Origin of the sequence: Sandaracinus amylolyticus (assembly GCF_021631985.1) — a bacterium.
GTDB classification, from domain to species: Bacteria; Myxococcota_A; Polyangia; order Polyangiales; family Sandaracinaceae; genus Sandaracinus; species Sandaracinus amylolyticus_A.
The window spans coordinates 8174530-8198102 of record NZ_CP070225.1; the positions used below are offsets into that span (position 1 = coordinate 8174530).

Consider the following 23573-nt stretch of genomic DNA (forward strand, 5'->3'; position numbering starts at 1 on the left):
GTCGTTTCTCCTTCGACGCCCGGAGCGCGGCGATCTCATCGGTCGACGTCAGCGGGTAGGCAGGCCGCTCGCGAGGGCCGTGCACGCGAGCCCCGCTACGACCACCAGCCCGAAGGTCCCCTCGAACGCGATGCCGGTCGTCGAGAGCACGATCGCCGCCGCGACCCCGAGCACCGAGCCGAGCTGGCGGAGCGCTTGATGGATGGCGCTCCCGACGCCGAGACGATGCGCCGGCAGGTGTCGCACCGCCGCGCCGCTGAGCGTCGGAAGGAGAAGGCCCACGCCGGTGCCGGTCACCAGCACCGCGGGGAGCCAGATCGTCAGGAAGCTCGGCGGCGATCCGAGCGCGCGCAGGATCAGCAGACCGCCGAGCGCGTAGACGAGCCCGCCCACGCGGACGAGCGCGCGATGGCCGAAGCGCGCGCCCACGCGCCCCGCGACGATCGCCACCGGCACGACGACGAGCGGCCCCGGCGAGATCGCGAGGCCCGCGCGCACGAGGCCGTAGCCCCACGCGTTCGTCAGGAAGAACACGAACCCGAGGAACATCGCGGCGAACGCGATGCTGAAGATCGTCACCGCGACGTTCGCGGTCGCGAAGCCGCGATCGCGGAAGAGCCGCAGGTCGAACGAAGGCGCGGGGGCGCGCAGCTCGTGCACGACGAATCCCGCGAGCGCGAGCACGCCCACCAGGCCGGCCGCGAGCGACGTCGCGGGCTCGAACGCGCGCGCATCGAGGACCGCGAGACCGATCGCCGTCGCGCCCGCGATCAACAAGAACGTCGGCGCCGCGCGGGGGAGATCGGTCGCGCTCGCATCGCGCGACTCGGACAGCAGGCGCATCGAGAGCACGGCCGCGACGACGCCGATCGGCAGGTTGATCGCGAAGACCGATCGCCACCCGAGCGAGTCGACGAGCAGCGCGCCGAGCGAGGGCCCGATCGCCGCGGCCAACGCGCCGACCGCGCCCCAGAGCCCCGCGACGAGCGCGCGCTCTCGGACCTCGCTCGCCGCGAGCACGAGCGCGAGCGACGCCGGCAGCAGCGCGGCCGCGCCGGCACCTTGGAGCGCACGCGCCGCGACGAGGAACCCAGCGCTCGGGGCGAGCGCACACGCGACCGACGCCGCGACGAAGACACCGAGCCCCACGACGTACACGCGCCGCCGCCCGAGCTGATCTGCGAGCCGTCCTGCGGGCACCAGGAGCGCGCCGAACACGACCGTGTACGCGTTGAGCACCCACGAGATCGTCTCGAGCCGCACGTCCGCGAAGTCGGCGCGGATCGCGGGGAACGCGACGAAGAGCACGGTCGCATCGAGCGAGACCGCGAACACCGCGATCGAACAGATCGCGAGCACCAGGCGCGCCGCGGGGCTCACGTGATCACCACTTCCGTCTGCATCGTCTCTCCGATGTTGTATCTACAACCATCATCGCGTGCCGAAGGCCCGCGCTGGGCCGCGCGCCATCAGTCGCACTCGGGCCGGGCGCGACGCACCGGCTCTTCTTCACGCAGCGTGCGCGCGAGGAGCGGGAGCGAAGGCAGCGCCGCTGCGGCGCGCGCCTGGGCGCGCTCCCACGCCGGCACCGCCGCCTCGAGGAGCTTCGCGCCGCGCGCGGTGAGCTCGAGGCGCTTCTCGCGCCCGCCTTCACGACGCCGCACCAGCCCACCGGCCTCGAGCCGCGCGAGATCCCGGCTCAGCGTCGACTTCTCGATCTCGAGCGCGCGCGCGATCCGCGCCGCGGTCGCGTCCTCGTCGAGCCCCGCGATCGCAGCGAGCAGGTTGAGCTGCGCGACGGTGAGCCCGATCGGCCGCAGCGCCTCGTCGTAGATCGCGTTCACGACCCGCGAGAGCCGACGCAGCGGCGACGCGAGGCACTCGTCGCGAATACGCCGAGCGATCGGCGCGACCGAGGGCTTCGCGGACATCTGGTGCATATACAACCGTCACTCCACGACGTCGAGCCCGCCCTCCGCACCCACCGGCCGCGCTCGTGCCCGACGACCACGCGACGGACTCTCGAGCCCCGAAGGGGGTGGGGCGGAGGGGGCAGAGCCCCCTTCGCATGCACCGCCGTGAAGCCCGCCGCCCGCGCAGGGATCTCGAGACGAACGTCGAAAGCAGGCCGAGCAGCCCTCGCAGAGCGCCGCGCGCAGCGAAGAGGCCGAGCGGCCCGAGCGATCAGCGGACGATGCGCAGTCGGGTCGGGCCCTTGGCCGCAGGGATGCGAGTCCCGCCGGTGCGCTCGAAGTGCAGGTTCGCGACCTTCGCGATCAGCGCATCGCCCACCGCGGTGAACGCCTTCGCGCTCTCGCTCTCGGGCACGCTCTGCACGATCGGCATGCCCTTGTCGCCCCACTCGCGCACCGGGGGCTCGAGCGGGATCTGACCGAGCAGCGGCGCCTTCGCGAACTCCGCGATCTTCTCGCCGCCGCCGCGCCCGAAGAGCTCCTGTCGCACGCCCGCGCTGTCGACGAAGTAGCTCATGTTCTCGATCACGCCGAGGATCGGGAGGCTCAGCTTGCTGCACATCGAGACGCACTTGTAGACGTCCTGCAGCGCGACCTCTTGCGGCGTGGTCACCATCACGACGCCGCTCACCTTGAGCTTCTGCGCCATCGTCAGCGCGACGTCGCCGGTGCCCGGCGGAAGATCGAGCACGAGGTAGTCGAGCTCGCCCCACTCGACGTCCTTGAGGAACTGCTGCAGCGCGCTGTGCAGCATCGGTCCGCGCCAGATCACCGCCTGCTTGTCGTCCTCGAGCAGGAAGCCGATCGACATCATCTTCACGCCGAAGCGCTCGAGCGGGAGGATCTTCTTGTCCTCGCGCGTCGGCGGGTGGCCGTGCACGCCCATCATCGTCGGGATCGACGGGCCGTAGATGTCGGCGTCGAGGATGCCGACGCGAAGCCCCGCGCGCTTGAGCGCGAGCGTCAGGTTCACCGCGGTCGTGCTCTTCCCGACGCCGCCCTTGCCGCTCATCACGAGCACGACGTTCTTCACGCCGGGGATCGGATCGTCGCCCATCACCTCGCGCGTCGGGACCTGCACGTCGATCGCGATCTCGACCGCGCTCGCGCCCGCCTCGCGCGCCGCGTGCTCGATCGACTCGCGCACCTTGGCGTGCACGGCGCTCGAAGGGGTCGCGAGGTGCGCGCGCACCTTCACCTTGCCACCGGGCTCCACCGCGAGATCGGTCAGGGCACCGATGTCGAGCATCGGCTTGTCGAACACCGGATCGACGACCTTCGACAGCGCGGTGCGGAGCGACTCGGTGGTGAGCTCGGCCATGTTCATTTCCTCAGGAGACAACCCAGGTGGCGCGGTGTGTGTCTGCGCAGCGCGCACGTCAAGCGCGATCACGAGCGCGATGTTTCGCCCGTGTATCATGCCGCGCATGACGTACCGGTTCCGCTTGCTCCTGCTCTCGCTCGCATCGTTGCCCTTGCTCGCTGCGTGCGGCGACGACGACGCCCCGCCCGCGACCGACGGCGGCACCGACTCGGGGACGCCGACGACCGATCTGTCGCTCCCCGGTCTCGATGGCGAGGTCGAGGTCGTCTACGACGATCGCGGCGTCCCACACATCTACGGGACCACGCGTCACGACGTGCTCGTGGTGCAGGGCTATCTGATGAGCCGCGATCGCTTCGCGCAGATGGAGTTCATCCGTCGCAGCGTGCTCGGTCGCATCGCGGAGATCGGCGGCGAGAGCTCGCTCGAGGACGACGTGATCTCGCGCTGGGAGGGATACCGGCGCATGGGCGTCGAGATCTACGAGGGCCTCGCGACCGACGATCCGTCGCGCTTGTCGGCGGAGGCGTTCGTCGAGGGCATCAACCTCTACATCGATGCCGTGATGCGCCGCGAGGAGGATCCCGCGGTGATGGGCGCGGAGATCGTGAACGTGGTGCTCGCGAGCCCGAGCTTCGGGCACTGGGAGCCCGCCGACATCTTCGCGCTCGCGCGCTTCCAGTCGGCGAACCTGAGCTTCGATCCGCGCGACGATCTGAACCGCTCGGCGCGCCTCGCGGCGATCGAAGCGGCGTTCCCCGCGGACGACGCCGACCCGCGCATCGCGGCGCGCTCGGGCCTCTTCGAGGATCTCTTCACGCAGCGCCCGGCGCGCGAGGCGTTCACCGACGACGGCTTCCCCGACGGCACGACGATGGCGCTGCTGCCGGTGATCGATCCGCGCCCCTTCGGCGCGCGCTTCACGCCGAACGTGCGCGCGATCCGCGGCGCGATGCCGTTCCTCGATCGCATCGAGGAGCGCCAGTCGCGCATCTTCGGTGACCTCGTCACGCGCGGCTCGAACAACTGGACGGTCTCGGGCGAGCACACCGCGAGCGGCAATCCGATCCTCTCGAACGATCCGCACCTCTCGCTGATCTCGCCCGCAGTGTGGTGGTACGTGCACCTCAACACCGCGCGCATGGGCGGCGAGGACATGATCGACGCGCAGGGCACGGCGTTCGCCGGCCTTCCCGGCGTGGTCATCGGCTTCAACCGCGACATCGCGTGGGGCGTGACGACGACCGGCTACGACGTGACCGACGGCTACCAGGAGCAGATCACCGGCGCGTGCGACGCGGACGGCAACGTCACCAGCGGCACTGTGCTGTGGATGGGCGGGCAGAGCCCGATCGCGTTCCACGAGGAGACGATCGACATCACGGGCGCGGATCCCGTGACGATGCGCTTCCCCTACGCGTCGCATCGTCCGGGCAGCCAGTTCCTGCCGGGCAGCTGCGTGCCGGTCGAGGGCACGACCGATCGCTTCGTCGCGATCAGCGTGCGCTACACGGGGTGGGAGCCGAGCAACGAGCTCGCGACGTTCACCGGGCTGATGACCGCGACCGACGTGGAGTCGGCGCGCGCGGCGCTCGATGCGTTCGAGGTCGGCTCGCAGAACTTCATGATCATCGACGCCGACGACATCATGTGGTCGACGCAGGCGCGCATCCCGGTGCGCTCGGCGATGGCGACGAGCCTCGAGATCGACGCGGAGACCGGCGCGCACACCGGACACTGCCCGCACATGCTCGTGCCGGGCACCGGCGAGTACGAGTGGACCGGCGATCTCGCGGACACCGCGATCCCGCACGATCTCGATCCCGCGCGCGGTTGGATCGCGACGGCGAACCAGGACAACGTCGGCGTCACGCAGGACGGCAATCCCTGCAACGACCCGCACTACGTGGGCGCGGGCTTCGACTACGGCTGGCGCGAGGGGCGCATCCAGGAGCGCCTCGCGGAGCTCGTCGAGCGCGGCGACATCACGACCGACGACATGATCGCGCTGCAGGCGGAGACGCAGTCGCCGCTCGGCCGCACGCTGCGTGATCCGATCGTCACGATCCTCGGCGACACCGCGGCGATCGACGCGCTCGGGCTCACCGAGGACCAGGAGACCGATCTCGCGGCGGCGCGCACCCAGCTGATGGAGTGGACGCTCGCGACGCCGCACGGCGTGGGCGCGACCGACGTCGGTGAGATCGCGGACAGCGTGGCGACGACGATCTTCAACGCGTCGATCACGCGCATCATCCCGCTCGCGCTCGGCGACGAGACCGAGCGCGCGATGGTCGGTGGGCCGACGAGCGAGTCGGCGCGCCTGCTCGAGTGGATGATGACCTCGCCGTCCCGTCTGCTCAGCTACGACGAGACCGCGATGGAGTCGGTGCTCTGGGACGACATCCGCACCGAGGCCGTCGAGACCAAGGCGGAGATCGTGATCCGCGGCGTCCTCGCGGGGCTCGAGTTCCTCGAGGGTCGTCTCGAAGCGGACTGGAACGGATGGCGCTGGGGCCGGCTGCACACGGTGCGCTTCAGCAGCGTCGTGCCGCGCCTCGGCTCGCTCGACCTGATCTCGATCCCCGCGAGCAACGACGAGACGTACCCCGACGGGTTCCCGCGCCACGGCGACTGGGGGAACGTCGATCCCGGCAACTTCGGGCTCTGGAACACCGAGAGCTTCTCGTTCGGCAGCGGCGCGTCGCAGCGCCTGATCGTCGAGATGACCGCCGAGGGGCCCCGCGCGTTCAACGCGATCCCCGGCGGGCAGAGCATCGATCCGCAGAGCCCGCACAAGCAGGACGAGGCGCTGCTGTGGATCCGCAACGAGCAGCCGCCGCTCTACTTCACGGAGCAGGACGTGAACGCGCACGTGGAGCGCTCGTTCACGGTGCGCCCGATGAACTGAGCGAAGAGAACGCTGGGTGAGACGAGGCCCTCGGTGCGCGAGCACCGGGGGCTTCGTCGTCTCGGGGCTCGGCGCACACGTCGCGCGGCGGAGCCGGCGGCTGGTCGAAGCAGGGCGAGCGCCACGAGGTGCTGCACCCACCGCTGTGGAGAGAGCGGGGAGGCGCACGACCCGCGTCGACCTCGAGCACCTCGAGCTGCACGCGACGGTTCGCGTCGCGCGCGCTCGCGGTCGCGCTGCGGGGAACGAGCGGTCGTGCATCGGCGGCGCCGTCGACCTCGAGGCGCTCGGGCGCGATGCCTTGCTCGACGAGCCAGTCGCGCACCGCGGTCGCGCGAGCGCGGGAGAGGCGATCGGGGCGCGGCTCGCCGAAGTCGGCGTGGCCGGTGATGCGGACCCGGACGAGCTGCGGGTTGTCGCGGAGCGCGGCAGCGATCGCGGCGAGCCGAGAGTGCTCGCTCGGTGCGATCGCCCTCGAGCCGCGCGCGAATCGGAGCTGGTCGAAGAGCACGATGCGCGTGTCGTCGACGACGATGTGCGCCTGATCGGGACAGCCGTCCTCGTCGGCGCAGCCGTCGTACACCTCGGCGTGCTCCGGGCACGCGTCGCACGCGTCGAGGATCTCGTCGCGATCGTTGTCGAGGTCGGGACAGCCGTCGTCGTCCTCGAAGCCGTCGCGATCTTCGGCGATGCATCGACAGCGATCGTCGGCGTCGGGGATCGCGTCCTCGTCGTCGTCGGGATCGGGACAGCCATCCTCGTCGCGGAAGCCGTCGACGTCCTCGGGCGCATCGGCGCAGCGATCGTCGTCGCCCGCGAGACCATCGCCGTCGCGATCGGGAACCGGAGCGGCCGCAGACACCGGCTCGTCCCGCGTGGTCAGCAGCGAGCTGCAGCCGCCGAGGGCGATCACGACGAGGAGGACGATCCGCGCGGGCACGTCGCCGAACATATACGCGCGAGCGTGTGATCCGTGCTGCGACGTTGTCGGATGAACGTGGCGCACGGAGCGCGCCGTGCTCCGCGCCCACTGCTCCGGCGCCGCGGATCGACAGAGGATTCCCGACCCCACCCGCTGGTTCGCCACGTGCTGATTGCGCGGGCCGCATGGGGAGGTCGAGGACGGTCTTCTACGCGCTCGTGCTCGCGCTCGCGGGGTGCGAGGGCTCGCTGCTCGACGGGCCGACCGGTCCGCGCGGGCTCGGGGATCGTGGATCGAGCGGGCCGAGCTCCTGCGCGCAGCCCTCGGTCGCGCCCTCGGTGATCAGCCGGCTCACGCGGACCGAGTACGACTACGCGATCGAAGATCTGCTCGGCGACACGTCGCGCCCGGCGCGCACGTTCGCGCCCGACGACATCACGACGGGCTTCGAAGTGGGCGGCGCGGTGTCGCCCCTGCTCGTCGAGCAGTACCTCGACACCGCGACGGCGATCGCGGAGCGCGCGACCGCGGATCTCGATGCGCTCACCGGATGCGAGACCGGCGAGGCGTGCGCGTCGCAGTTCGTCGAGCGCTTCGGGCGTCGCGCCTATCGACGGCCGCTGACGAGCGAGGAGACGACGTCGCTGCTCGCGCTCTATCGCGAGGGTGTCGAGCTCGTCGATCACCGCACCGGGATCCAGCTCGCGCTCGAGGCGATGCTGGTCTCGCCGAGCTTCCTCTATCACGTCGAAGCGGCCGAGCCCGACGCGGCGCCGGGCGCGGTGATGCCGCTCTCGGGGCACGAGATCGCGAGCCGTCTCGCGTTCTTCCTCTGGCGCTCGGTGCCCGACGACGAGCTGCTCGACGCAGCGGATGCAGGCGAGCTCGACGACGCTGCGAACGTCGGGATGCAGGCGCGAAGGATGCTCGAGGACGCGCGCGCCGCGCGCGGATTGCACGACTTCACGCGGCAGTGGCTCGACCTCGATCGGCTCGGCACCGTCGAGAAGGACGCGGCGATCCACCCCGAGTTCGATCGCGCGCTCGCGAGCGACATGCGCGCCTCGATCGAGATGTACGTCGACGCGATGCTCGACGAGGGCGGCGACTTCGACGCGCTGCTCGTGGGCGACGGCACCGCCTACGTGAACGAGCGTCTCGCGCCGATCTACGGGCTCGGCGGGATCACCGGCGAGGAGCTGCGCGCGGTCGAGATCGATCCGACCCAGCGCGGAGGATTGCTCACCCAGCCGGGCTTGCTCGCGCTGCTCGCGAAGTCGAACCAGAGCGATCCCATCCATCGCGGCGTGTTCGTGCGGCAGCGCTTGCTGTGTCAGCAGCTGCCGCCCCCGCCGCCCGACGTCGACACCACGCCGCCCGATCTGATGCCCGGGCTCACGACGCGCGAGCGCTTCGGCGAGCACCGCGAGAATCCGTCGTGCGCGGGGTGTCACTCGCTGATCGATCCGATCGGGTTCGGCTTCGAGGGCTACGACGCGATCGGTCGGTTCCGCGCGACCGAAGAGGGCCAGGCGATCGACGCGAGCGGCGAGATCGTCTCGGGCGGCGACGCGAGCGGCACGTTCGACGGGGTGATCGAGCTGAGCGAGCGGCTCGCGGCGAGCGAGAGCGTGCACGAGTGCATCGCGCGGCAGTGGTTCCGCTACGCGATCGGGCGCATCGAGACCGCGCAGGATCGCTGCTCGACCGACGCGATCGACGAGGCGTTCTCCGAGTCGGGCCACGACGTGCGCGAGCTCGTCGTCGCGCTGGTGACCTCCGACGCGTTCATGCATCGCCGCATCCCGGAGGCCCGCTGATGCTGCCGATCTTCCAGCAGAAGAAGCTGCGCCGCCGCGCGTTCGTGGGCGCGCTCGGGTTCGGCGCGATCGCCCTGCCCTTCTTGCGCCTGCTGAACGGCGCGGGCGCGCAGGACGGTGCGCGACCGAGACGTCTGCTCGTCGTGTTCTCGCCGAACGGCACCTGGCCCGACGAGTGGCGGCCCGAAGGCGGCGAGACCGACTTCCGGTTCAAGCGCATCCTCGCGCCGCTCGAGCCCCATCGCGATCGCGTGCTGGTGCTCGGTGGCGTCTCGATGCTCTCGACCGATCGCGGGCCGGGCGACGGACACCAGAAGGGCATGGGCCACGTGCTCACCGGCGTGCCGCTCCTGCCCGGCGACGTGGTCGGTGGATGCGACTCGTGCCCGCCGGTGAGCTGGGCGAGCGATCTCTCGGTCGATCAGGCGATCGCGAACGAGATCGGCGGGTCGACGCGCTTCCGCTCGCTCGAGCTCGGCGCGATGAGCCCCGAGTACGCCAACGTCTGGACGCGCATGAGCTATCGCGCGCGGAGCGAGCCGCTGCCGCCCGAGGCGAGCCCGTGGCGCGCGTTCGAGCGCGTGTTCGGCGATGCGTCGGTCGACCCCGACGCGGCGCGTCGTCGCCTCGCGCTGCGGCAGAGCGTGCTCGATCACAACGTCGCGGAGTACGAGCGCTTGAGCGCGCGCCTCGCGACGCCGGATCGCCAGCGTCTCGAGCTGCACCTCGAGACGATCCGCGACATCGAGCGCCGGATCGGCGCGCCGGGCGCGCTCGGCGCGGAGTGCCGCATCCCCGAGATCGGCGCCGCGATCGATCACCGGAGCGCCGAGAACTTCCCGGAGATCGTGCGCCTGCAGAGCGACATCATGTGCATGGCGTTCGCGTGCGGGCTCACGAACGTGGGCTCGATCCAGTGGACGAATTCGGTCGGCAACATCCCGTTCCCGCACCTCGGGGTGACCGAGAACCATCACGATCTCTCGCACGAGGGCGACAGCAACACCGACGCGGTGGAGAAGCTCGTCCGGATCAACACCTGGTACGCCGAGCAGTACGCGTACTTGCTCGAGCGCCTCGCGAGCACGCCCGAGGGCGAGGGCTCGATGCTCGACAACACCGTCGTGCTCTGGGTGAACGAGCTCGGGAAGGGCAACAGCCACACGCTGCGCGACATCCCGTTCGTGCTCGCGGGCAACGTCGCGAACGACGACGGGACGCCGCACTTCCGGACCGGGCGCTACCTGCAGCTCGATGGCGACGAGACCCCGCACAACGATCTCCTGGTGTCGCTGTGCCAGGCGTTCGGCATCGAGACCGACGTGTTCGGCGATCGCGACTTCTGCAACGGACCGCTGCCCGGGCTGACGTGAGGGAGTGTCCAAAATCGGCTCGCCGGCGGAGACCCTCCCGTCCGCGTGCGCCGCACGCTCCCGTGCGGGCCCTCCGCCAGCGAGCACTCCAGCTCGACTGAGGACTGCCGACCTCAGCGTGGTCTGGCACGACGCGCGCTAACCGGACCGGGCGGCAGCACGCGCCGTTCGCGCGTGGTCAGGGGAACGTACGTGGGGAGCTGGGGAGCACGGCGCACACGAGTGCGCGTTTCGGCGGTCGTCGTCGCGGTCGCGATCGGCGGGTGCGGGCGCATCGGGTTCGACCCGATCCAGCCCGACGCGCCCATCATGCTCGCGGATGCGGGGAGCGCGGAGGATGCGTCGATCGAGATCGATGCGGCGAGTCAGGAGGACGACGCAGGCGCGATCGAAGAGGTCGATGCGGGCAGCGACGCGAGCGTGCCGGTGATCGACGGCGGGAGCTGCACGGTCGTGATGCTGCGCGCGAGCGAGTGCACCGATCCGCCGCGCACCAGCGTCGCCAGCCACGCGTTCTCGCCGGCGCGCTCGGTGACGATCCCGCTGTGGCTCGACGTGAGCGACGGGAACGCGGGCGATCACTGGACCCGGCTCGAGCTCGAGCGCGTGGATGGGACGTGGATCTCGTGCTGCTACCAGGGCGGCTCGAGCGAGCCCGATCCCCAGAGCACGGTCGAGATCGCGCGCGGGCAGCGCTACGTGTTCGAGCGATGCGTCGAGGGCGAGCGTGCGTCGTGCCCGTCGACGCGGTCGCGGCTCGCGATCGTGCCGACCTCGAGCATCGAGGTCACGAGCGCGCGGCTCCGGGTGATCGACGGCGCGCCTTCGTTCGGGGTGACCGAGGTGGAGTGGCCGCTCGAGGCGTGCCCCTGAGCGCCGACTGGCCCGCGGACGCGGGGCGTCGTATCAGCGGCGCCCATGCGGAACCTCCTCGTCTTCCTCTCGATCGCGCTCGCCGGGTGTGGCGGCGCGATGCACGTCGCGTCCTCGGGCTCGCTGGGCGCCGAGCGCTCGCAACCAGCGGCTCAGTTCCCGTCGCGCGATCAGCTCGATCACATCGTGGCCTCGACGCCGGCCTCCACGCGCCCAGCCGCGCCGACCGCGTTGTGGCCCGACGCCTGGACGCTCGCCGGCCCCTTCCCCGACGACGATCCGCGCGCGCCGTTCGCGCCCGCGACGCCGCTCGAGGCGATCGGGCCCGAGGTCGCCGCGCGCATGTCGGGCGCGCCCACGATCTCGCGCGCGGTGACGTGTGGTGCGCGCGAGGTCGCGCGTCATCTCGCGGCGCACCCGGGCGCGGTGGACACCCGGCTCGCGCACTTCGCGCTCACGCGCTGCGGCTCGACCGCGATCCGATTCTTCGTCGAGTCGAGCCAGGTGACCGTGCCCGCGAGCACGACCGACGCGGCGCTCCTCGCGACCTACGCCGAGCCGCTCCGCACGATGGCGCGCGAGCGCTTCACGACGCTCACCCAGCAGGGCGCGACCCACGTCGGCATGCACGTCGAGCGCGCGCCGAGCGGGCTCGTGGTCGCAGCGTTCGTCGGTGCGATCGAAGACCTCGACCTCACGACGCGCGCGCCGCTGGTGCAGGGCGACGGCGTGGTGCTGCGCGGGCGCATGCGCAGCGCGGCGCAGCACGTCGAGGCGTTCGTCACGTTCGGCCCCGCCGACTTCGCGCACTGCGCGATCGCGCCCGACGTCGCGCTGCCCGAGATCGCGATCCGCTGCCCGATGCACCTCGACGATCGCATGGCGCGCGTCGAGATCATGGCGTTCCCGCCGGGCCGTCTGCTCGGGCATGCGGTCGGTCGCGTGCTGCTGCGCCGCGACGAGGCGACGACGATGCCGGCGCTCGAGGTCGACCCCGCGCTCGCGACCGCGGGCGAGCCCGGCGCGCTCGTCGAGGCGCTGATGGCGCGCGCGAACGCGCTGCGCGCGCAGACCGGTCGTGCGCCGCTCGCGCTCGAGCTCGCGCAGAGCGCGACGTTGCAGGGCCTCGTGCCGAGCTGGATCGCTGCGCACGCCGGAGATCAGTCGGACGTCGCCGACGTGATCGGGCTCGGAGTGATGGCGGGATGGAACGTCTCGGGTGGCACCATCCGCGACGCGCGCCTCGGTTCGGCGGCGGTGGTCGCGACGCGCCACGCGGGCGAGTGGCTCGCGCTGCTGGTCGAAGATCCGTGGACGCGCGCGGTGCTGCTCGATCCCGAGATGCGCGGCGCGGCGATCGGGGTGCGCTGGGACGCGGAGCAGCAGGCGTTCGTGGGGCTGCTCGCGACGTACGCGTTCTTCGAGGGCACCGAGCTCGAGCGGGCGCGCGAGCAGGTGATGCGCTCGCTCGTCGCGGCGCGCGCCGCGCGTGGTCTCGCGGCGCCGTCGTTCGTCGGGAACATCCCGGGCATGCAGCAGGCGAGCGCCGCGGTGCAGCGCGGGACGCGCTCCCCGGGCCAGGCCCTCGAGGCGGTGATGAACGAGACCGCGTCGCGGGCGCCGGGACGACGGGTGCAGGCGCTCTTGATGGAAGGCCTCGCGCCCGATCAGCTCGCGTGGCCCGACGAGCTCGTCGCGCGCCCCTCGCTCCGGCTCGGCGTGGGCCTCGCGTGGCATCGCGTGCCCGGCGCGGCGTGGGGCCAGTACGCGGTGATGGTGATCGTGCTCGATTGAGAGAGTGTCCAAAATCGGCTCGCTGGCGGAGGGCCCTCCCGTCCGCGTGCGCCGCACGCTCCCGTGCGGGTCCCCCGCCAGCGAGTCGGCTGTAGGAGAGTTGGGGACGCCTCGAATAGACAGTCGAAACTGCCGTGCAGGAGGTCGTCCCCGTGGGCAAGCGTACCTATCGAACCGTCGAGATCCAACACGTCGACGCGAGCAAGCTCGCCAGTGCGCTCGGAGCGAGCTGCATCGTCGCGATCGACCTCGCGAAGACGAAGATGTTCGCTGGCTTCGCGAGCGCAGCGGGTCGCTGCGTCGAGATCGTGCGCTTCGAGCACCCGAAGCAGACGCGACTGTTCCTCGAGCTGCTCTGCCGTCTCCGCGAGCTCGGCGTCGCGCTCGAGGTCGCGATGGAGCCGACGGGCGTCTACGGCGACGCGCTGCGCTACCAGCTCACGCTGCGCGAGATTCCCGTGTTCCGCGTGGACGCCAAGAAGGTCCACGATGCGGCCGAGCTGCTCGACGGAGTGCCGAGCCTGCACGACGCCAAGGCGTGCACGCTGCTCGCGCATCTCCACGCGCAAGGCATCTCGAAGCGCTGGAAAGAGCGGAGCGCAGTCCAGAGGGCGATGCGCAGTCTGATCGACGAGCGCGACCTCTACGCTCGACCTTTCGAGACCGCATACGGACGGCTCGAAGCGCTCGTCGCGCGTCACTGGCCCGAGCTCTCCCAGCACCTCGACATGGATGCCGCATGGCACCTGCACTTGCTCTGCGAGATGCCCGGGCCTGCCGAAGTCCGCGCCAGACGCGGCGATGCGGTCGAGTTGCTCCGACGCGTCTCGCGCGCGGCGCTCTCCTTCGAGCGCATCGAGCAGATCGTCGGCTGCGCCGTCGGCTCGCTCGGCGAGTCGATGCACGATCAGGAGCGCTCGTTCCTTCGCTCGCTCGCGCGTCACATGCTCTCGTTGCGCGAGCACATCCGCGATGTCGACAAGCGCATCGAAGCCGAGCTCGCCAATCATCGCGAGCTCCACTCGATGCGCGCCGCGTTCGGTGCCGTCACGACCGCTGCGCTCGTCGCCGACCTCGGCAATCCCGCCGACTACGAATCGTCCGCGTCCTTCGAGAAGGCGATGGGCCTCAACCTCAGGGTCCAGAGCAGCGGCAACAACGCCGGGCAGCACACGATCCACATCACGAAACGCGGCCCCGGACGCGCGCGCCGGTATCTCTTCCTCGCGCGCTGCGCTTCGTGCAGAGCGACCCCGTCGCGCGTGAGTGGTACCGAGCGCGAAAAGGCTACCGCGCCGAGATCAAGCTCAAGGCCGTCGTCGCGCTGATGCGGAAGCTCGCGCGCGCGATGGTCCACGTCGCGCGAGGAGCGCCCTTCGATGCGACCAAGCTTTTCGACACACGATCGATGACCGCTGTGAGCGCGTCGCCTTCACGCGACGCAACCCAATCTTCGCTCGCCGGCTCCTGACGGCGCGCTTCGCGCTCTCTTCTCTTCGCTTCCGCTCCAAGGCGCGAAGATCGAGCGGGTGACGCTCACCTGGGTGCTGAGCCCCGAGAGGCTGCACCGCGAGTCCCAGCGCACCCTCGAGATCGACGCGGCGGGCGAAATGCCCAACGAGGCCGACCCGACGCCGCTCACGCGGACGTCCGACAAGACAGTTCGGGCCTATCCGTCCCGTCGCTCTCCGATCCGACCGCCTGAAGCCACCGCACACCAAGCCTCCATCGCGGCGAGTCACCTCGCGCAAGAAGGGCCCGGTGTGCGGATCAGCGGGTGCGAGAAGCGCCCGATCCGTCGATCACGCGCGTCCGCACTTGACTACGACAGCACTCCAGGTGGATTGATCACTCGAGCGCGGGGAGCAGCCCGTCGATCGCCGTGCGCGCCGCGTCGTCGAGCGCGGCGCGCGCGCGGGTGATCGACGAGGCCACGTAGCGCATGCGCACCACGCGCACGTACTGCCGCTCGGCCTCGGGATCGCTCGCGCGCACCAGCACCCCCACGAGGCGCCCGTCGCGATCGAACGCGCCGCCGCCGCTCATGCCGGCGACCGCGTGGCCCTCGACGATCGCCTCGACCTCGGGCTCGTACGCGATGTCGCCTTCCTCGTCGCCCTGATCGGCGAGCCACTCGATCGCGGCGCGCGCATCGTCGTCGTCGAGCACACGTCCGATCGAGAACGCGCCGCCCTCGGGGCCGGCCTGCGGGTACCCGATCAACATCACGAGCGAGCCCGGGGTCGCGTCGACGAACGAGCGCTCGTCATCGGCGAGCCCGCCTGGGTCGTGGATCGCGAGCGCGCTGCGCTCCGCGAACGTCGGCGGCATCGGCGCCAGGAGATCGTCCTGGGCGCGATGGCCGTCGACGAGCCCGACGAACAGGTCGTGGCGCGGGAGGATCGTCGTGACGTCCTGGTGCTGCGCGGCCGGGATCGCCGGGCGGTACGTGATCCACTGGGGCGACACGAAGGTGCGATCGATCGCGCCGCTCGCAGTGCGCACCCGGACGCGCATGATCCCGAGCTCGTCGTCGCTCGGTGCCGCGAGGCGCTCGGCCACGTCGGTGCCGGGCTCACCACCGAACCATCCGGGACCGAGCACGTGCACCGCGCCCACCATCACGCCGAGCGGTGGCTCGCTGGTCGTGCGCGTCGACCAGATCACCGCGCTCGCGAAGCCGTTCACGAGCACACGGCCCCGCACCGCGTCGGCCCAGCCGCGGCACGTCGCGTGACCGGTCGCGATCTGGGCCTCGAGGTCGAGCAGCGCGGTCGGCGTGTCACAGCCCGACGCGCTCGCGTCGAGCGGCACCGCCGCGTCGATCGGTCGATCGTCGGCGCGGCTGCACGCGGCGAGCGAGAGCGCGATCCCGAGGAGCCACCCTGTCCTGGTCATGCCCATGGAGTGGCCACGTGACCCGCATTTCGTCTCGGGTTTCTCGCGCCTACGTTCCCTCTCGTGATCGAGCGCGACGTGTTCGAGATCGCGCCCTGGGAGATCGCCGAGCGATCGCTGCACCTCGATCTGCTCGGGGCGACGGAGTCGGTGTTCGCGTTGTCGAACGGCCACATCGGCCTGCGCGGCAACCTCGACGAGGGCGAGCCCCATCGCGAGCCCGGCTCTTACCTCAACGGCTTCTTCGAGGCGCTCCCCCTGCCCTATGCCGAGCCCGGGTACGGCTATCCCGAGGAGGGCCAGTCGCTGCTCAACGTGAGCAACGGCAAGCTCGTGCGGCTGCTCGTCGACGACGAGCCCTTCGACGTGCGCTACGGGACGCTCCATCGTCACGAGCGCGTGCTCGATCTGCGCGCGGGCCTGCTGCGGCGCGACGTGGAGTGGACCTCGCCCGCCGGGCAGACGGTGCGGGTCCGCTCGACGCGCATCGTCTCGTTCGTGCACCGCGCGATCGTGGCGGTCTGCTACGAGGTCGAGGCGGTCGGCGCGCCCGCGCGCATCGTCGTGCAGTCGGGGATCGTCGCGAACGAGCCGACCATCGTGCACGGCGAGGACGATCCTCGTGCCGCGCAGGCGCTGCGCGGCGCGCTCGCGAGCGAGTACCACACCCACCACGATTGCGAGGTCGCGCTGGGACATCGAGCGCGGCTGAGCGGCCTGCGCATGGCTGCGGCGCTCGATCACGTGGTCGAGGGCCCCGAGGGAACGGTGTCGGGCGCGGAGAGCGAGCCCGATCTCGCGCGCGTCACCGTGAGCACCGAGCTCGAGCCCGGTCAGACGCTGCGCGTCGTGAAGCTGCTCGCGTACGGCTGGTCCGCCGAGCGCTCCATGCCGGCGCTGCGCGATCAGGTCGACGCCGCGCTCTCGGCGGCGCGGCGCACCGGCTGGCAGGGCTTGCTCGACGGGCAGCGTGCGTACCTCGACACGGTGTGGGCCCGCGCCGACGTCGAGATCGACGGGGATCCCGAGCTCCAGCAGGCGATGCGGTTCGCGATCTTCCAGGTGGTGCAGGCCGCGGCGCGGGCGGAGAACCGCGCGATCCCCGCGAAGGGCCTCACGGGCCGCGGCTACGACGGGCACACCTTCTGGGACATGGACACGTACACGCTGCCGGTGCTCACGTACACGACGCCCGACGCCGCGCGCGACGCGCTGCGGTGGCGGCACTCGACGCTGCCGCTCGCGCGGGCTCGCGCGGCCCAGCTGCACCTGCGCGGCGCGAGCTTCCCGTGGCGCACGATCCGCGGCGAGGAGTGCTCCGGCTACTGGCCCGCGGGCACCGCCGCGTTCCACGTGAACGCCGACATCGCCGACGCGGTGCGCCGCTACGTGAGCGCGACCGGAGACACCGCGTTCGAGCGCGACGAGGGCGTCGAGCTGCTGGTCGAGACCGCGCGCCTCTGGGCCTCGCTCGGGCACCACGACGCCGAAGGCGGCTTCCGCATCGACGGCGTCACCGGGCCCGACGAGTACACCGCGCTCTGCGACAACAACACGTTCACGAACCTCATGGCGGCGCGCAACTTGCGCACCGCCGCGGATGCCGCGGAGCGACATCCCGATCGCGCGACCGAGCTCGGCGTCGACGCGGACGAGATCGCGCGGTGGCGCGACGCCGCGACCGCGATCGTCGTGCCGTTCGACACCGAGCTCGGCGTGACCGCGCAGTGCGACGGCTTCACCCGCTTCCGTCGCTGGAGCTTCGAGGACACGCCGCCCGACGCGTACCCGCTCCTGCTCCACTTCCCGTACTACATTCTCTACTCGAGCCAGGTCGTGAAGCAGGCGGACCTCGTCCTCGCGCTCTTCCTGTGCGGCGAGGACATGACGCTCGAGCAGAAGCGGCGCGACTTCGAGCACTACGAGGCGATCACGGTGCGCGACTCCACGCTCTCCGCGTCGATCCAGGGCGTCGTCGCCGCGGAGGTCGGGCACCTCGAGCTCGCGTACGAGTACTTCCGAGAGACGGCGCTCGTCGATCTGCGCGACATCGCGGGCAACTGCGCGGACGGCCTGCACCTCGCCGCGCTCTCGGGCGCGTGGCTCGTGGCGATCGCGGGGTTCGGCGGGATGCGCGATCACGGAGACGTGATCGCGTTCGCGCCGCGCCTCGTGGCGCCGATCACGCGCCTCGCGTTCCACCTCGTGCTGCGGGGGCGCTGCGTCCGCGTGGAGATCGATCACGGCCACGCGCGCTACCAGCTGATCAGCGGCGATCCGATCGAGCTCGAGCACCACGGCGCGCGCTTCACGCTCGCGCACGAGGCGACGCGCGTGATGCCGTGCCCGCTGCGCGAGCAGGTGGCGACCGTCGCGCCGCCGCGGGGACGCGAGCCGCTGCATCGTGGCGCGGGCGCCGACGCGCACCGGCGGCGCGTCACCCAGCGATGAGCCCCGCACCGCGCACCGATCCGTCGCTCCGCGACGCCGGCGAGATCGCGCGCGAGCTCGGCGCCGATCTCGAGCGCGGGCTCTCCTCGCAGGAGGCCGCGCGACGCCTCGAGACCGAGGGCCCGAACGAGCTGCGCGCCGCGCCGCCGGTGCCGAAGTGGAAGAAGCTCCTCGCACAGCTCCGCGATCCGCTCGTGTACTTGTTGCTGGTCGCGGTCGTGGTCTCGCTCGCGGTGTGGGCGCTGCGCGGCGCCGACGAGCCGCCGGTCGACGCGATCGTGATCGCGGTGATCGTCGTCGCGAACGCGGTGCTCGGGTACGTGCAGGGCGCGCGCGCGGAGCAGGCGGTCGCGGCGCTCAAGCGCATGACCGCCGCGACGTCCGCGGTGGTGCGCGACGGAGAGCTGCGGCGCGTGCCCAGCGCGGAGCTGGTGCGCGGCGATCTCCTCGTGCTCGGCGAAGGCGATGCGGTCGGCGCCGATGCGCGCCTGGTGCAGGCCGCCGCGCTGCGGGTGCAGGAGGCCTCGCTCACCGGAGAGAGCGAGGCGGTGCTCAAGGACCCCGCGACGCTGCGCGAGCACGTCGCGCTGGGCGATCGCACCGCGATGGTGTGGAAGGGCACCGCGGTCACCCAGGGCACCGGGCGCGCGATCGTCACCGCGACCGGCATGAGCACCCAGATGGGCGCGATCGCGACGATGCTCGAGCGCGCGAAGGCCGAGGAGACCCCGCTCCAGCGCGAGATCGCGCACGTCGGGAGGATGCTCGGCCTCGCGGTGATCGTGATCGCCGCGATCGTCGTGGGCACCGTGTTCGCGACCAGCGACGTCGAGTCGCTCGCCGACGCGGTGCAGGTGCTGCTGCTCGGGGTCTCGCTCGCGGTCGCCGCGGTGCCCGAGGGTCTGCCCGCGATCCTCTCGGTCGTGCTCGCGCTCGGCGTGCAGCGCATGGCGAAGCACCGCGCGATCGTGAAGGAGCTCTCGTCGGTCGAGACGCTCGGCTCGGCGTCGGTGATCTGCTCCGACAAGACCGGCACCCTCACCCGCGCCGAGATGACGATCGAGCGCGTCACCACCGCGTCGGGCAGCGCGCGTGTGACCGGCATCGGCTACACGCCGAAGGGGCGCGTCGAGGACGAGAACAGCGAGCTCGTCGGCGGTCCGCTGCACGCCGAGGACATCGTCGTGCTGAGCGGCGGTGCGCTCGCGAGCGATGCCGAGCTCCACGAGCGCGACGGCGAATGGACGATCGAGGGCGATCCCACCGAGGCCGCGTTCCTCGTCGCCGAGCACAAGCTCGGTGCCCACGAGCGCCGCAAGAAGCGCTTCGCCCGCGTCGCGGTCGTGCCCTTCACCTCCGAGCGCAAGCGCATGTCGACGATCGAGCGCGATCACGAGCACGGAGACGAGCTCGTGCTGATCACCAAGGGCGCGCCCGACGTGCTCCTCGAGCGCTGCACCCGGGTGCGCGTCGGGATGGACGCGGTCGCCCTCGATGAGGCGTGGCGCACGCGCATCGTCGCCGACGTCGACGCGCTCACCGACGACGCGCTGCGCACGCTCTCGGTCGCGTACCGCCCGCTCGCGACCGACGAATCGGCGCGGGCCGACGAGTCGCTGGAGCACGATCTCATCTTCGTCGGCACCGTCGGGATCATCGACCCCCCGCGCGCCGAGGCGGGCGTCGCGGTGCACGAGGCACGACGCGCCGGGATCCGCGTGCTGATGATCACCGGCGATCATCCGCGCACCGCGTTGCGGATCGCGACCGACCTCGGGATCGCCGAGCCCGGCGCGCGCGCCCTCACCGGCAACCAGCTCGAGTCGCTCGACGAGGCCGCGCTCCGCGGCGCGGTGCACGCGACGTCGGTCTACGCGCGCGTCGCGCCCGAGCACAAGCTGCGCATCGTCGACGCGCTGCAGGCCGAGGGGAACGTCGTCGCGATGACGGGCGACGGAGTGAACGACGCACCCGCGCTGAAGTCGGCGGACATCGGCATCGCGATGGGCGTGACCGGCACCGAGGTCACCAAGGAAGCCGCGAAGATGATCCTCGCCGACGACAACTTCGCGACGATCGTCCGCGCGGTGCGCGAGGGCCGCGGGATCTTCGACAACATCCGCAAGTTCCTGCGCTACCTGCTCTCGTCGAACATGGGCGAGGTGCTCACGGTCTTCTTCGGCGTGGTGCTCGCCGACGTGATCGGCCTGCGCGGCGCGGGCGACGGCGTGGTGGTGCCGCTGCTCGCGACGCAGATCCTGTGGATCAACCTGGTGACCGACTCGGGCCCCGCGCTCGCGATGGGCGTCGACCCCGAGACCGACGACGTGATGGCGCGCCCGCCGCGGCCGCTGCACGAGCGGGTGATCGATCGGCGCATGTGGGCCGGCGTGCTGCTCGTCGGCGCGGTGATGGCGTTCGCGACGCTGCTCGCGATCGATCTCCACCTGCCGGGCGGGCTCTTCGACGGAGCGCACGCGCTCGAGCGCGCACGCACCGCGGGCTTCACCACGCTGGTGCTCGCCCAGCTCTTCAACTGCTTCAACGCGCGCTCCGAGGACACCAGCGCGTTCCGGCACCTCTTCGTGAACCCGTGGCTGTGGGGCGCGGTCGTGCTCGGCGTCGTGCTGCAGATCGCGGTCGTCGAGCTGCCCTTCCTCCAGCACGCGTTCGGCACCGAGCCGCTCACGCTCGTGCAGTGGCTCCTGTGCGCGGGGCTCGCGAGCCTCGTGCTCTGGGTGAGCGAGCTGCGGAAGCTGCTCGCGAGGAGATCGCGATGACGCTCGCCGCAGTCGTGTTCGATCTCGATGGCGTGCTCACGCACACCGCGCGGCTCCACGCCGCGGCGTGGAAGTCGCTGTTCGACGGGTTCCTGCGCGATCGCGACGGCGAGCCGTTCGACATCGAGCGCGACTACCTCGCATACGTCGACGGCCGCGCGCGGCGCGACGGAGTGCGCAACTTCCTCGCGTCGCGCGGCATCGTGCTGCCCGAGGGCGACCCGTCGGATCCCGAGGGCGCGCCGACGGTCGAGGGCCTCGCGCGCCAGAAGGATCACTGGTTCCGCGACGCGATCGATCGCGACGGAGTGGAGGTCGACGAGGACGCGGTGCGTCTGGTGCGCGCGCTGCGCGATCGCGGCATCGCGCGCGGTGTCGCCTCGTCGAGCCGCAACTGCATCCCGGTGCTCGAGCGCGCGGGGATCCTCGATCTCTTCGATGCGATCGTCGACGGCAACGAGCTCGATCGACTGCACCTCGCGAGCAAGCCCGCGCCCGACATGTTCCTCGAGTGCCTGCGTCGTCTGGGCTCGATGTCGCCCGCGGACGCGGTGGTCGTCGAGGACGCGACCGCAGGGGTCGCGGCGGGTCGCGCCGGCGGGTTCGGCGTGGTGATCGGCGTCGATCGTGGCGGCAACCGCGACGCGCTTCGCGCCCACGGCGCCCACTGCGTCGTGAGCTCGATGGCCGAGCTCACCCTCGAGCGCCTCGAGTCGAAGCTGCGCGAATGACGGAGAGCCCGGGCACGTTCGTGCCCGGGCTCTCCGGTGTGTCCGTCTCGCACGCTGCGCCCCCGAGCACGAGCAAGCGGGGCTGGGGCCCCGCGCGCAGCGTTTGGGGAGGGGGGCCCCGATCCGGCTTTGCCGGTCGGGGGGAGGGGTCTTCCAAGACCCCTCCCGCAAGCTCAGCTCAGCGCTGCGCGCCCGGCAGCGCGAGGCGGCTCATCAGCTCGTTGGGCGCGGCGACGATCGTCACCTGGCCCACTCGCTCCGCGATCTCCTTCCACGCCTCGAGCTCCTTCAGGCGCAGCAGGGTCGGGTTCTGCTCGAGGAGCTTCGCGGTGTTCGCGAGGCTGCGCGTCGCGGCCGTCTCCTCACGGCGGAGGACGACGTTCGCGGCCGCGCGCTTCTCGGCCTCGATCACCTGGTTCAGGATGCTCTTCATCTCGCCCGGAAGGACCACGTCCTTCAGGTCGAGCTCGAGCACCTCGACACCCCAGGTGCGCGCGCGCTCGCCGAGCGCATCGCGCATCGCGCGGCGCGCGTCGTCACGACGCTCGAGGAGCTGATCCACGGTGTGGCCCGCGACGAAGCGACGCGCCGCGAGCTGCGCCTCGGTGTACACCGCGGCGTTGAGATCCACCGTCGCCGCGCACGCGAGCTGCGCGTCGACCACCTTCGTCTTCGCGACGAGGTTGATGCGGATCGTCACCTTGTCGGCGGTCATGACCTCCTGACCGATGACCTGGGTCTCGCGCTCGCGCAGATCGATCGGCAGCGCCTGCACGATGCGGCCCTCGCTCCACACGAGGTGGCGGCCCGGCTCGAGCAGACGCACCGCCGCACCGTCGATCACGAGCAGCGCGCGCTCCCACGGCTGCACGAGGATCGTGCGGAGCAGCGACGTGGGCACGAGCGGCACGAATGCCTCGGGCACGCCCGTCGCGAACGTCGGCACGGTGCTCACGATCTCCGCGGTGACCTGCGCGCGCTGCTGCCAGAGCAGGTAGCGGCCCGGCGCCAGCACCTTCGCCGGCAGACCGTCGGCACGCACGAGCGCGATCGCGCGCTCGGGCACGACGATCGACTCCGCGACGCCGTCGGGCACGACGCGCGCGCGCTCGGGCGTCCACAGCTCCGCGAGGCGGGTGAGGTCGAGCACGCGAACGTCGGTCGTCGCGCGCCACAGGGTGTGCTGGCCGGGCTCGAGCCAGCCGGCGACGCGGCCGGCGCGGACGAGCAGACCACGCTGGGTGTCGGTGAGCATGATGGTGCGCATGGGAACGGCCCTCCTGTTCGGAAGACGAACGCGAAGAGAGAGATCGCGACGCGCGATCTCGGAGAGTGCGCCGCCCGCGGGCGCGCCTCGCGCGCGCAGCGGGAGCTGCCACCAGCCACCCGCGCGTCACGAGGACGCGCGGGCGCGGGCACGACGTGGAGATCACGCGGCAGCTCGCAGGGCCACGCGTGCCGCGCCGTGATCGACGAGCGATCACGACTCGACGCGCCGGCGGAACGGCTATGGGGTTGTTGCCTTTGGACGGCTTCCGTTTGCGAGACGGATGTCTGTTGCTGATTTTCAGTCAGCCCTGCTCACCAGAGCGCACCCCCGTAGGGTGGGGGCGGCGGGAGTCGAACCCGCGAGGAGTGGAGCGACCTCGACGACCCTCGAGAAGCGGAACACGCACCACCGATTCGTGTGGGCCCGTGCGCGCCGCAAGGTTCGTCGACGTTG

15 protein-coding genes are annotated in these 23573 nt (G+C 71.5%); 9 read left to right on the forward strand and 6 right to left on the reverse strand.

The genetic code is table 11. The features are described 5' to 3' along the window. Positions 1-48: 48 nt before the first annotated feature. The 3 genes from I5071_RS34590 to I5071_RS34600 all read right to left on the reverse strand — a co-directional run bounded on the left by I5071_RS34590 (position 49) and on the right by I5071_RS34600 (position 3294). On the reverse strand, positions 49-1380 hold the full coding sequence (locus I5071_RS34590) for an MFS transporter (RefSeq protein ID WP_236517605.1): 1332 nt from the start codon (positions 1378-1380) through the stop codon (positions 49-51). Positions 1381-1469: 89 nt separating this feature from the next. Beyond that, the gene (locus I5071_RS34595) at positions 1470-1931 is read right to left on the reverse strand and encodes a MarR family winged helix-turn-helix transcriptional regulator (protein ID WP_236517606.1); all 462 of its coding nucleotides are present in this window, start codon (positions 1929-1931) and stop codon (positions 1470-1472) included. A gap of 253 nt (positions 1932-2184) precedes the next feature. Then, positions 2185-3294: an Mrp/NBP35 family ATP-binding protein gene (locus tag I5071_RS34600; RefSeq protein WP_236517607.1), complete on the reverse strand. Its 1110-nt coding sequence runs from the start codon at positions 3292-3294 to the stop codon at positions 2185-2187. Positions 3295-3400: 106 nt separating this feature from the next. On the opposite strand from I5071_RS34600, the gene I5071_RS34605 reads away from it, so the two are divergent. Next, a complete protein-coding gene (locus tag I5071_RS34605; protein ID WP_236517608.1) occupies positions 3401-6208 on the forward strand; it encodes a penicillin acylase family protein in 2808 nt (935 codons plus the stop codon). Here I5071_RS34605 and I5071_RS34610 read toward each other — a convergent pair. Beyond that, positions 6186-7148: an OmpA family protein gene (locus I5071_RS34610; protein ID WP_236517609.1), complete on the reverse strand. Its 963-nt coding sequence runs from the start codon at positions 7146-7148 to the stop codon at positions 6186-6188. The genes I5071_RS34605 and I5071_RS34610 overlap by 23 nt on opposite strands. A gap of 167 nt (positions 7149-7315) precedes the next feature. Between I5071_RS34610 and I5071_RS34615 the strand changes: the two genes are divergently transcribed. From I5071_RS34615 to I5071_RS34635, 5 genes are all read left to right on the forward strand, one after another. Next, positions 7316-8950, forward strand: a complete 1635-nt coding sequence (locus tag I5071_RS34615; protein ID WP_236517610.1) for a DUF1592 domain-containing protein — start codon at positions 7316-7318, stop codon at positions 8948-8950. Next, positions 8950-10323, forward strand: coding sequence for a DUF1552 domain-containing protein (locus I5071_RS34620; RefSeq protein WP_236517611.1), 1374 nt, complete (start codon positions 8950-8952; stop codon positions 10321-10323). The genes I5071_RS34615 and I5071_RS34620 overlap by 1 nt, the downstream gene beginning before the upstream one ends. Positions 10324-10545: 222 nt before the next feature. Further along, positions 10546-11196, forward strand: a complete 651-nt coding sequence (locus tag I5071_RS34625) for a hypothetical protein (protein ID WP_236517612.1) — start codon at positions 10546-10548, stop codon at positions 11194-11196. A 45-nt stretch (positions 11197-11241) separates the two neighbouring features. Continuing rightward, a complete protein-coding gene (locus tag I5071_RS34630) occupies positions 11242-12990 on the forward strand; it encodes a hypothetical protein (protein WP_236517613.1) in 1749 nt (582 codons plus the stop codon). 134 nt (positions 12991-13124) lie between these two features. Continuing rightward, positions 13125-14318: a transposase gene (locus I5071_RS34635; protein WP_236517614.1), complete on the forward strand. Its 1194-nt coding sequence runs from the start codon at positions 13125-13127 to the stop codon at positions 14316-14318. 520 nt (positions 14319-14838) lie between these two features. Here I5071_RS34635 and I5071_RS34640 read toward each other — a convergent pair. Then, positions 14839-15888, reverse strand: coding sequence for a trypsin-like peptidase domain-containing protein (locus I5071_RS34640; protein WP_236517615.1), 1050 nt, complete (start codon positions 15886-15888; stop codon positions 14839-14841). A 63-nt stretch (positions 15889-15951) separates the two neighbouring features. Here I5071_RS34640 and I5071_RS34645 point away from each other — a divergent pair, with 63 nt between their 5' ends. The 3 genes from I5071_RS34645 to I5071_RS34655 are packed head-to-tail and all read left to right on the forward strand — an operon-like array spanning position 15952 to position 21850. Beyond that, a complete protein-coding gene (locus I5071_RS34645) occupies positions 15952-18339 on the forward strand; it encodes a glycoside hydrolase family 65 protein (RefSeq protein WP_236517616.1) in 2388 nt (795 codons plus the stop codon). Next, a complete protein-coding gene (locus I5071_RS34650; protein WP_236517617.1) occupies positions 18336-21119 on the forward strand; it encodes a cation-translocating P-type ATPase in 2784 nt (927 codons plus the stop codon). Before I5071_RS34645 ends, I5071_RS34650 begins: the two co-directional genes overlap by 4 nt. Further along, positions 21116-21850, forward strand: coding sequence for an HAD family hydrolase (locus I5071_RS34655; RefSeq protein WP_236517618.1), 735 nt, complete (start codon positions 21116-21118; stop codon positions 21848-21850). The genes I5071_RS34650 and I5071_RS34655 overlap by 4 nt, the downstream gene beginning before the upstream one ends. 178 nt (positions 21851-22028) lie before the next feature. On the opposite strand, the gene I5071_RS34660 is transcribed toward I5071_RS34655, so the two are convergent. Then, positions 22029-23117, reverse strand: a complete 1089-nt coding sequence (locus I5071_RS34660; RefSeq protein WP_236517619.1) for a slipin family protein — start codon at positions 23115-23117, stop codon at positions 22029-22031. Positions 23118-23573: the final 456 nt, after the last annotated feature.